The sequence below is a fragment of the Pararcticibacter amylolyticus genome (genome assembly GCF_003130405.1).
In the GTDB taxonomy this organism is placed as follows: domain Bacteria; phylum Bacteroidota; class Bacteroidia; order Sphingobacteriales; family Sphingobacteriaceae; genus Arcticibacter; species Arcticibacter amylolyticus.
Genome location: NZ_QEAS01000041.1, coordinates 1 through 11,963, shown reverse-complemented (window position 1 = coordinate 11,963; position 11,963 = coordinate 1). Strand labels below are relative to the sequence as shown.

Sequence of the window (11,963 nt, the reverse complement as noted above, 5' to 3'; positions counted from 1 at the left end):
GTTGGACAATTCAACCCGGTAACAGGAAGAATTCAGGGGAGTGGTGCGATTGAGTATGCGGACCCAACGTTTGAGATTGCTTTGGCAATAGCAACGGGTGGAATGGGGAATGCTGCTAAGGGAGGATATAGCATTATATACAGAGCTGTTTCACAAGCGGAAGTAGATGATATCGCAAAATTTGGCTTCAGAATAAAGGCAGGAGGATATGAGTCAGGTAAACTGTTTGCTCCAACACTTGAGGAAGCTATCTAATTTGGTAAATATAATTTGGATTGGATGGTATCCCAATCACTATTATGAAAGTTAGGGTTCCAAATAGTGTTCTGCATAGTGCTACCAAATTTGGTGCTGATGGCATGAACGCTATCTCAATCCCAGCTAATCAATTAAATTTATTGCGTGGAACTCCATTAAACTACAGTACATTAATTCGATAGCCATGATAAAAATTAGAGCTAAAATAAAACTATATAAGGGAGAAAATAAGAGAAAAACTTCTTTTGCTACAGGCTACAGGCTATAGGCCTTTATTCCAATTTATCGAAGAGATGAAAACATCAGGGCAAATTACTTGGCTTATAACGGCATTTATTGTTTTTATCGGTTTCTTGTGTTATACAATATCTTCACTTTCTGTTTCCGCAAATCCAATCAACTGTGAACTGGGAATGTAAGCTCATTAAATTGAGTGACCATATCTTTGTTTGTCGTAATTCAAATCTATGAACAGATTCCCTTTTTTTTAAATTTCAAAACATGCTCTCAACTGCACACGGTCAATACGTCCCGAAACTCTACTTTAGTCTGGCTCTGTTTTGAGAGGGAGGTCATTTGTTCATCTTAAAAGCCAAATAAGAAAGATCTCTGTTATATTAGCAGATCCAGTAGCATTAAAAATGGATCAGAACATAGAACAAATACTCGGAGCTAAAGGCGTTAAGCCAACCGCTATGCGTAACTTGGTACTTGACCTGCTTCTTAAACAAAAAACAGCCGTCAGCCTGGCCGAAATGGAGAAGGAACTGTCCCCGGTCGACAGGATCACGGTATACCGTACCCTTAAAACCTTTGAGGAGCATGGCCTGGTTCATTCCGTCGAAGACGGCACAGGTGCTACAAAGTTTGCTTTATGTGACACCTCCTGCATGAATGCATCACATCAGGACCTCCACATTCATTTTCATTGTATCCGCTGCAAAAGTACTGTGTGCCTGCCAGCCGTTTCCATTCCGCTCATCAGCCTGCCGGATAAGTATCAAAGAATTGAAACAGAATTACTGGTCAAAGGAGTATGTCCTGACTGTGCAGGCTAACTTTGCAATACTATTGCACAGCCCGTGCTTTTATCTTTGAACAAATCATTTATTTTATTTTTATGAGTAAAGAATGTTGTCATAGTAACGATGTCCATTCAGGAAGCTCTCAAAACATAGTAGCTGAACGAAATAAAGAAAACCACTCTCATTCCCATGATCACGATTCACATGAAACAGGGGAGTCATCCTGGCTGGAACACTGGAACCTGCTTGCAGCCTTATTGATCCTTGGAGTTGAACTGGTGCTCGAGTACGGGTTCCACCTGGAACTTGCTCCTCACTGGTCGTTTGCAGTTAATGGCGTTGCTTATTTACTCGCTGGATGGCCTGTTTTAGAACTGGCGTTCCGGAAGGTCAGGCGGGGAGATATATTTAATGAGTTTGTTCTGATGAGTGTTGCTACCCTCGGCGCCTTTTATATAGGTGAATATTCCGAAGGTGTCGCCGTGATGGTCTTTTACAGTATTGGCGAGTGGTTCCAGGACGAAGCAGTGAGCAAAGCCAAACGGAGTATAAAAGCCCTGCTGGATATTCGTCCAGATGAGGTTACGGTGCTAAGGAACGGCAGGGAAGAGGTGCTGAGCCCCTCAGATGTTAAGGCGGGTGAGTCAATCCGGGTAAAACCCGGCGAAAAAGTGGCACTTGACGGCGAACTGCTATCCGGGAGTGCTTCATTTAATACAGCAGCCCTTACAGGCGAAAGCAAGCCGGATACAAAATATCAGGGGGAACCTGTCCTTGCCGGGATGATTAACCTGAATACAGTATCCGAAATAAAAGTAACAGCCCTGTTTAAAGATAGCAAGCTAAGCAGGATTCTGGAAATGGTGCAGGACGCGACAGCGCGGAAGTCACAGACCCAGCTCTTTATTTCCCGTTTCGCTAAAGTTTACACTCCCATTGTATTCTTTCTGGCGCTGGCCGTTGTGTTGCTCCCCTTCTTATTTGTCAAAGAATACGATTTTAATGACTGGCTGTACCGTGGACTGGTCTTTCTTGTGATCAGCTGCCCATGTGCCCTGGTTGTTTCTATTCCCCTGGGGTATTTCGGAGGGATCGGGCTGGCTTCCCGGAACGGGATCCTGTTTAAAGGAGGGAATTTCCTGGATGTGATGACAAAGATCACCACTGTCGTGATGGACAAGACCGGAACCCTGACAAAGGGTGTCTTCAAAGTTCAGCAAGTGGTTGCTTCCGGGATAGAAGAGGAAGAACTTCTGCACTACGCAGCTGCGCTGGAGCGGAATTCAACCCACCCTGTTGCCAAAGCGATCGTGGAATATGCGGGGGAGAAAGGCCGCGTTCCTGATTCCTCCGGCACTGAAGAAATTGCGGGTCACGGACTCAGGGGAACTGTAGATGGAAAAGAGGTGCTCGCTGGGAATCCGAAGCTGCTGAACAAATTCAGTATTCAGTATCCCTCCGATCTCGATCTCATTCCCTATACCCTTGTTGTCGTAGCTATAAACGGCAATTATGCCGGATACATCACAATTGCCGATGAGTTAAAGGAAGATGCAAAAGCAGCCGTTAGCTCTCTGCACAAACAAAATATAAAGACCATCATGCTTTCCGGCGATAAACAACCGGTTGTAGACGATGTAGCCCGCCAGCTCGGGATCAGTAACGCTTATGGGAACTTGTTACCCGAAGAGAAAGCCGCAAAAGTCCAGGAATTGAAGGATCGCGGCGAACATATCGTATTCGTAGGAGATGGCGTAAATGATGCCCCGGTAATCGCCCTTGCTGATGCTGGTATCGCGATGGGTGGACTGGGCAGCGATGCCACGATCGAAACAGCCGATGTCGTCATTCAGAATGATCAGCCTTCAAAGATCAGCTCCGCTATTAAGATCGGGAAGATCACAAGATCCATTGTATGGCAGAATATTATCGTCGCGATGGTAGTAAAGCTGGTAGTGTTGGGCCTTGGTGCCGGAGGCGTCGCGAACTTATGGGAGGCTGTGATCGCTGACGTGGGAGTTGCGTTGCTTGCAATTCTGAATGCAGTCAGGATCCAGAAGATCAGGATGAGGGGCTTATAATTAACCTGAAAATAAGCAGCCGGATGTATCAATCTCGCTGCTTTTTTTGTCTCAATCGATTGAAAATGAACCTTTTCGCCTCTTTTTCGTAAACGGGATCCTAAAAAACATGCCTCTGTGTAGGCGTCCTGTTTTTTCGGTTCAATGTTTATGAAAAAAACTTTTATTAAAACCATTCTGGTATTTGTTGCCTGCACTTTTTATAAAGAGATAAATGCCCAAACCTGGCAGCCCGTGGGAGTGGAGCCAATTAATCAGGTGAATCCTTCCGGCGAATCTAATTCGTCTATCGAACTTGACCCTTACGGTTCGCCCTATGTTGCTTTTGCTGACTTATTTCCGGGTGATGAGTTGCCGCGGCTTACCGTCAAGCGATACGATGGTGACCGGTGGGTTGCCGTTGGGCAGGAGAAATTTTCAAGGGGAACTCCCTATGATATCAAAATGGCTTTTTCGTCAAACGAAACCTATGCGTTCTATGCTGATGGAACAGATACATTACAGGCGACCGTAAAAAAATATTCGGGTGCACTCTGGGAGACGGTTGGGCCTGAACGGTTTACCATCGGGAAAATTACAACAAAAGGAATTATTGTAGCCAATGGGATACCTTATATCGCTTATGCAGATTTAGCCACACCTGGTACCGTTAAAGTGATGAAATTCAATGGAAGCAGCTGGGAGTCTGTTGGAGCTGGATTTCAGGGAGACGTCCAAATGGTCAAGTATTGAGATATACGGAGCCGGTGCTTTTCTCTTTTTTTCCTTACCTGCGGGTAGCTAAACCTCTCATTTATATTATTTATAACCTTGCCAGTCTTTGTTTCGTAAACGGGCATTACAGAAATGTTTCTGAATGAATAATGAGCTGAAGAATCATGAGAATGAACTTTACCAGAATTGCCCTTGCAATTGTTTTCTGCTCCTTCTGTGGGATTGTCAATGCACAGACCTGGCAACCTTTAGGACAGGATGGTACCGGGTATATCCGGGAAAGAAGGGTAGGAGCGATGAAGGGTGCTGTGTCTCCCGGTGGAATGAGTTATGTTGCGTCGTCTAATTACAGTGCGGTAATTGAGGTCGCTAAGCTCAATAATGGTGTATGGGAGAAACTCACTGGTTCCCCTGGGACGAGTGAGGACTATGACTTTGATCTGGCCCCTGACGAAACACCTTTTATTGCGTTTAAGAATAATAGCGGGTTGAAAGCAAGCGTTAAAAAATATAGTAACGGAAGCTGGCAAACCGTTGGAAGTTTAGCAATTTCAACAGGAAATGCAACTAATCTCGCCCTGGCGTTTGATAAAGACGGGGTGCCCTATATTTCCTATTACGATGAATCTCTTTCGCAGGTTGTAGCAGCAGTGTTCAGAGATAATGGCTGGCAGTCTCTCGGCGGAGTAGCTGCTTCAACAAGTAAGAGAGCGAATGATATTGCCATAGATGGAAACGGCGTTGTTTATCTTGCTTATAGCGACAATGCCAATACCAATAAAGCAACTGTAGTCAGGTTATCAGGGAGTTCATGGGAAACCGTAGGCGTTGCAGGTATTTCAGGCTTTGCTGTTACATCTGTGCGACTGGCCATTGATAATGCAAATACCCCTTTTGTGGGGTATGCCTCGGGTGATATTATGAGCAATAATATAGGGGTTTCGAAATTTACCGGAGGAGTTTGGTCAAACGTAGGTAATGTAGCAGCGATGGCTGCTACAAGATATTCTTATGACCTGACACTACTTCTTGATGGAGCCGGTTTACCGGTTGTCAACGTTAATCAAAGCGGGCTTCCGTTTATGAGCCGATATACCGGTACGGCCTGGCAGAATTTTGCCAGCTATTCTTCGAGCTGTGATTACTCAAGTGTAGATGTGGATGCAAATGGAATTTTTTATGCTTATTACCGTGAGAGTGCGAACTCTTATAAACCGGTGGCTTCTAAATTCAATGGAACCTGGTCTAAGATCTCTCTGGTAGATGAATTGCCTTATGCTTCGGGTGGTAAACCGGATGTTTTTATTGATAATAGCGGGGTTGTAAATGTCCTGTATGGAGATGGCTCTGTAGGTAATAGCGGCACCCTGAGGAAATTTGTGAATGGTTCCTGGGCACTGATTGGGCAGCAGGGATTCGCATCAGGTGTATACGATCCGAAAACTGTGACGAATAGCAGTAACGTTCCCTATACCATTTACACCCTTAGCAGTTCTTCTTATAAGGGTACTGTAAAAACTTTAAATAACGGTACATGGCAAAGTGTAGGAGCGGCCACTATCTCCGTCGGTGAGGCAGCTTCCGCAGATATCGCAATAGATGCCAGTGATAAAATATACATATCTTTTGTTGATAAAGGAAGTAGTAATCAACTAACAGTTATGACGTACAATGGTTCCGCCTGGCAAAACCTTAACACCGGAGTGTCCGGAGTCAGCGACTTTGCGTGGATGGAACTTGACCCTTCCGGAATTCCTTACGTGGCTTATCTTCAAACGTCAAAACTGTATGTGATCAGGTACGTGAATGGTGCCTGGGAGCCAGTGGGAACCTATAGCGCATCGTCCCTCGCAATGATGCACGAGTTCCTGATTGATAAAGCAGGCAAAATGTATTTCAGCGTTAATGGCGTCGTGGGAGGTGTCCTTGGGAACTATCTGCTCAGCTTTTCAAATGGTGAATGGAAACAAAAGGGAACCAGATACCGTGCGGGAAGTACAAGCACCGGTAGTGTTTCCATGGAGCTTGATAAAAATAAGCTGCCATATATATCCTATATTGATGAAACGATTCAACGGATTAGGGTAAGCCGCTTCTTTAACGGCCAATGGCAATTGATCGGAGATTACCCACTTCCTGGGGCCTATGCGAATTTTGCTAATCTTGCTATAAAGGACAACACTCTGGTCGCGCTGGCAGCTTCCGACGGAGCATGGCTGGCATCAACCACTCTGCCTGTTATAACAGCAGGAACCACGTCTAACCTGACAGCCTCAATTGGCGACCGCAAAACACTTTTAAAATGGGACGCCGTCAACCAGGCTTTGAAATACAGGGTTTACAGTATTAATGTTGCCGGTAACTCCACTTTCATCACAGAGACGACCGATACACAATATGAAGTAACTGGCTTAACAAACGGAACAACATACCGGTACAGTGTCAGTGCCGTAGACGTAAACGGAGAAGGAATTTATCCGGATGAAGTATCCATAACACCTTTTGGCGGTACTGTAGCCATTACAAATAATCTTACTGTAACAAACAACACCTCTATTAAACTCACTGTGAATGCGACTGATGTGACTGCGCAAATGAGTTTTTCTAACGATGCTCTTACATGGAGCGCATGGGAGGCCTACTCAACCAATAAAGACTGGACACTTACTTCCGGTGATGGCAGTAAAACGGTCTACGTGAAATTCAAGCTGAACAGCTATGAAAGCCCGGCGTATTCTACTTCGATTAATCTTGATATGACTGCCCCGGCTGCTCCAACGGTAGTAATGGCCAGCAGTAATGCAGCCGGGTACACTCAGCTGCTCAAACCAACAGTTAACGGTACAACGGAGGCCAATGCTATAGTAAGCTTGTACCTGGATGGTAGTTCAACGAAGCTGACTGATGTGACGGCCAATAGCAGCGGTGCATGGTCGTATGTCTTTACTACAAATTTGTCAGAAGCTGCTCATTCGGTTACTGCAAAGGCTACTGATCTTGCCGGCAATATAAGCGTAAACAGTGCTGCATTTAATTTCACGGTGGATAAAACAGTTCCGGTGACGGCAATTACCGCTATGCCTGGCTTGAACAGCGGATTCACCAAAGAAAGCAAGCCGACTGTAAACGGGACTACCGAAGCCAATGCTACCGTTTCTCTGTATCTTAATGGCAGCTCCACCAAGCTCGCAGATGTGACAGCAGGTACCGATGGAATTTGGTCATACACCTTCACATCCAATCTGGTTTCTGCTTCTTATTCCCTTAAAGCTTCATCTACAGACCTTGCAGGTAATGCCGGTGTGCTAAGTGCTGCTTTTAACTTTACTGTAGATTTAACAGCCCCGGCTGTCCCGGTGATCACCTCTCTGACAGGAAGAAATGCTGCCGGTTATACCCAGCAGAGCAAACCGACAGTCAGTGGAACGGCGGAAGCGAATGCTACCGTAAGTCTTTTCCTGGATGGCAGTTCGACCAAGCTGACCGACGTAACTGCCAATGGCAGTGGTGCCTGGTCATATATCTTTACGACAGACCTGACAGAAGCGGCTCATTCCATTATAGCGCAGGCAACAGACCTGGCTGGTAATACGGGCGTATCAAGCGTTGCATTGGCATTTACTGTCGATAAAACAGCACCGGTTTCCCCTGTAGTAAGTACCCTGACAGGATTGAACTCCGGGTATACCAAAGAAAGTAAACCGACAGTGAGCGGTACGGCAGAAGCTGGCGTAACTGTATCATTGTACCTCGACGGAAGCTCGACGAAGCTGGCCGATGTGACTGCTGCAGGCGGTGCCTGGTCGTATACTTTTGCAACCAACCTGATGGAAGGTGCTCACAACATTAAAGTTTCTGCAACGGATCCAGCCGGTAATGCCGGTGTGAGCAGTGCTGCTTTCAACTTCAATGTCGATAAAACAGCTCCTGTAGTTCCTGTTATCAGCACGATATCAGGTAAAGGAACCGGCAATTATTCAAAAGACCAGAAGCCTACCATTACAGGTACTGCTGAACCCAATACAACAATAAGGATATTAGTAGATGGCAATGCAAGTTCAACAACAGATGTAACGGCTGGTAATGATGGAATGTGGTCATATACCTTTACAACCAGCCTGGCAGAGGGAAGCTATCTTATTACAGCAAGGTCGACTGATGCGGCAGGCAATGCTTCAACAAGCAGCGCCAGTGCATTAATCATAGATATTACTCCTCCATACACTCCCAGCGTAATTTGGGCAAAGTGGAATATAGCCGGATACACCAATATCAGAGGTAGCTCTGACGGGTACACAACTGTAAGCATTTTCATTGATGGAAGCTCTACCAAAATAGCTGATGTAGCAATTCCCGCCTCCGGAGATTTAAGTTATAATTATGTTGCAGACTTGGCCGAGGGTGGCCACACAGTTGAACTCATTGCGACTGACAGGGCTGGAAATACAAGATCTGCAGTTGCTCCTTTTGCTTTCAATGTTGACAAAACAGCGCCGGCCGCTCCTGTGGTGGTCTCTGCGACTTGGGGAAGGTCAGTGGGGTATACCAGGACGACTAAGCCGATAATCAGTGGTACTTCAGAAGCAAATGCCATTGTAACATTATATCAGGATGGTAGTTCAACCAAGCTGGCCGATGTAACGGCTAGCGGAAGTGGAACATGGAGTTATACTCCGACTATTGATCTGACCGAAGCATCCCACTCCTTTACCGCGACAGCAACTGACCAGTCCGGCAATGTTAGCGCGCTGAGTGCAGCACTGTCTTTTATTGTGGATTTGACCGCTCCGGATGTTCCGGTGATCTCTTCCGTGGCAGGAAAAAATGCTGCTGGTTATACCAGGCAAAGCAAACCAACGATGAGCGGTACTACGGAAGTGGGCTCAGATGTCACTCTCTATCTTGATGGAAGTACAGTAAGGTATGCTGACGCCTCTACTAATGCCAGCGGAGTATGGGTGTTTTCTCCATCTGCTAATCTTAGCGAAGGCGAACACTTTATAACTGCTAAGGCGTATGACAAAGCAGGTAACAGTAGTGTTTTAACTGCTGCTTTCAATTTTATCGTGGATACAACAGCTCCTGTTGCCCCTGTCATATCGGATATCTCAGGTAAAAATGCCGCTGGCTATACGCAGCAAAGCAAACCTGTTGTTACCGGTACATCAGAAGCAAATATAACTGTATCCTTATATCTTGATGGCAGCGGTACTAAATTAGCTGACGCAACTGCCAATGGCAGCGGTGTCTGGTCATATACCTTTATCAGCGATCTCGCTGACGGAGCTCATTCTATTACAGCTAAGGCGACCGACCTGGCCGGTAATGTCAGCGTCAGCAGTGCTGCATTCAGCTTCACTGTCGACAAAACAGCTCCTGCCGCTCCGGTAATCTCTGCTCTTTCCGGAAAGAATGCAGCAGGCTATACACAACAGACCAAGCCAACAGTCAGTGGAACGGCAGAAGCCAATACCACCGTGAGTCTGTACCTTGACGGAAGCTCAACAAAGCTGGCTGACGTGACTGCCAATGGCAGCGGAGTCTGGTCATATATCTTTACTACAGATTTGTCAGAAGCTGTCCATTCCATTACCGCACAGTCAACCGACCTGGCTGGTAACACCGGTGTGCAAAGCGCAGCCCTGGCATTTACAGTCGATAAAACAGCTCCTGCGGCGGCTGCGACTATAACGATGTCCAGCAGAAATGCAGCAGGGTATACCAAAATATTGAAACCCGCTATCAGCGGCAACGCAGAGGCGAACGGCAAAGTAAGGCTCTATCTTGACGGAAGTACAACATTACTGGCTGAAGTGAGCGTTTCATCGTCCGGTGTATGGTCATACACCTTCGCTTCCAACCTGACTGAAAAGCCATATACGCTAAAGGCTGTTATCGTCGATGCAGCCGGGAACGTGGGACCAGATAGCGATGTGTTTAATTTTATTGTAGACGCAACGGCTCCCGCCATTCCCGTAGTCACCACCGTGACCGGCAGAATAAACGGCGAATATACAAAAGTAAGCAGGCCAACTGTCAGCGGTACCGCTGACCCCAATACGGTAGTATCCTTATTCCTCAATGGAAATTCAACCACCACTAACCGGCTCACCGATAATATTCCGGTAGGTGCCGATGGTAAATGGTCGTATGAACTTACATCAGATCTTCCGGCTGTGAGACACTTTTTCATGGCTCTTACTACCGATGCTGCGGGTAACAGCACCCTGCTGAGCAGTCCTTTCTACATTACTGTGGATCTGACGGCTCCGGATGCGCCAACTGTGGCTATGGCCAGTAGAAACGCTGCCGGTTATACAAAGCTGACAAAACCTGTTGTAAGCGGCAACACTGAGGGATTTGCAACTATTGACATCTTTGTAGATGGCAATCCCACAAAGGCAGCATCCGTAACAGCATCTTCCGTAGGCAGCTGGAGTTATACTTTTACAGCCGATCTTGCAGAAAGTCAACATACTATTGTGGCTGTTGCCACAGACAGAGCAGGTAATACAGGCATTGGCAGCTCCGTCTTTACTTTCACAGTCGATAAAACGGCTCCTGTAACAACGGTCACCCAGGTGAGCGGCAGAAATGCTGCTGGTTATACTTCACAGAGCAAACCCGTAGTTAGTGGCACAACAAAGGCGAATGCCATAGTGAGCCTTTATCTTGACGGAAGTTTAACTAAGCTGGTAGATGTAACCGCTGATGGCAGCGGTACATGGTCATATACTTTTGTTTCTGATCTGGCGGATGGAGCTCACTCCCTTGCTGCAGATGCTATTGACCTGGCGGGCAATACCGGCCTGAAAAGTGCAGCGTTTACTTTTACGGTAGATACCAGCGTTCCCGCTGTGCCTGCGGAGCCAACCGTTCCGGGAGGGAATGGTTCGGCTACAAATGATACAACTCCAACCTTTAGTGGTACAGCTGAACCAGGCGCCAGTGTGACGGTCGTAATCGATGGTCAAACTTACGGACCTGCAATAGCTGGTTCCGATGGTAAATGGGAAATTGCGGTTAGCCCATCTCTGTCAGAAGGTAACCATACGGTGAAGGTAGCGGTAACAGATAAGGCTGGTAATACCAGCGAGAGCACAGAAAAAATTATTACTATAAAGACAGATAAACCCGCCACCCCAGAGCAGCCAACTGTTCCAGGCGGCAACGGCTCAGCCACAAACGATACCACGCCAACCTTCAGCGGCACCGCTGAACCAGGCACAAAGATCGAAGTGGTGATCGACGGCAAGCCTTACGGCCCTGTCTATGCCGACCAGAACGGACATTGGGAACTTGTGATCAACCCTGCGTTAGCAGAGGGCGGCCACATAGTAACCGTAAAAGCTACCGATATCGCAGGTAACATCAGCGAAAGTGCAGAAACCACTATCACTGTTAAGACCGATAAGCCGGTAACCCCGGAACAGCCAACTGTTCCCGGAGGCAACGGATCAGCTACAAACGATACCACTCCAACCTTCAGCGGAACCGCAGAACCTGGCACCAAGATCGAAGTGGTGATTGACGGCAAGCCTTATGGCCCTGTCTACGCCGACCAGAACGGACATTGGGAACTTGTGATCAACCCTGCCCTAACAGAGGGCGGCCATACAGTGACAGTAAAGGCAACTGACATTGCAGGCAACGTCAGTGAAAGTGCAGAAACCACTATTACTGTGAAAACCGATAAACCGGTAACCCCAGAGCCGCCAACTGTTCCCGGTGGCAACGGCTCAGCCACAAACGATACCACGCCAACCTTCAGCGGCACCGCTGAACCAGGAACTAAGATCGAAATCGTCATCGATGGCAAGCCTTATGGTCCTGTCTATGCCGACCAGAACGGACATTGGGAAATAACCCTTAGCGAAGAACTGGG

General features: G+C 46.9%; 5 protein-coding genes. All 5 read left to right on the top strand.

Annotated features, from left to right (window positions below; all coding sequences use genetic code 11):
* A partial coding sequence (locus DDR33_RS26100) for a hypothetical protein (RefSeq protein WP_158280861.1) occupies nt 1–255 on the top strand: 255 nt, incomplete at its 5' end.
* A 644-nt stretch (nt 256–899) separates the two neighbouring features.
* Nucleotides 900–1,316 carry a Fur family transcriptional regulator gene (locus DDR33_RS24485; protein ID WP_109418433.1) on the top strand — a complete coding sequence of 139 codons (417 nt, stop codon included), beginning with the start codon at nt 900–902 and terminating at the stop codon, nt 1,314–1,316.
* 62 nt (nt 1,317–1,378) lie between these two features.
* Complete coding sequence (locus DDR33_RS24480) at nt 1,379–3,364, top strand: heavy metal translocating P-type ATPase (RefSeq protein ID WP_109418432.1); 1,986 nt, start codon at nt 1,379–1,381, stop codon at nt 3,362–3,364.
* A gap of 150 nt (nt 3,365–3,514) precedes the next feature.
* The gene (locus tag DDR33_RS24475) at nt 3,515–4,096 is read left to right on the top strand and encodes a hypothetical protein (RefSeq protein ID WP_146198859.1); all 582 of its coding nucleotides are present in this window, start codon (nt 3,515–3,517) and stop codon (nt 4,094–4,096) included.
* A 152-nt stretch (nt 4,097–4,248) separates the two neighbouring features.
* Nucleotides 4,249–11,963: Ig-like domain-containing protein (locus tag DDR33_RS24470; RefSeq protein WP_202913840.1), on the top strand; the 7,715-nt coding region annotated here is incomplete at its 3' end.

Excerpts from the sequence above, each read along its gene's own strand:
- DDR33_RS24485 (WP_109418433.1), top strand. The coding sequence starts at position 900 with ATGGATCAGAACATAGAACAAATACTCGGAGCTAAAGGCGTTAAGCCA.
- DDR33_RS24480 (WP_109418432.1), top strand. The coding sequence starts at position 1,379 with ATGAGTAAAGAATGTTGTCATAGTAACGATGTCCATTCAGGAAGCTCT.
- DDR33_RS24475 (WP_146198859.1), top strand. The coding sequence starts at position 3,515 with ATGAAAAAAACTTTTATTAAAACCATTCTGGTATTTGTTGCCTGCACT.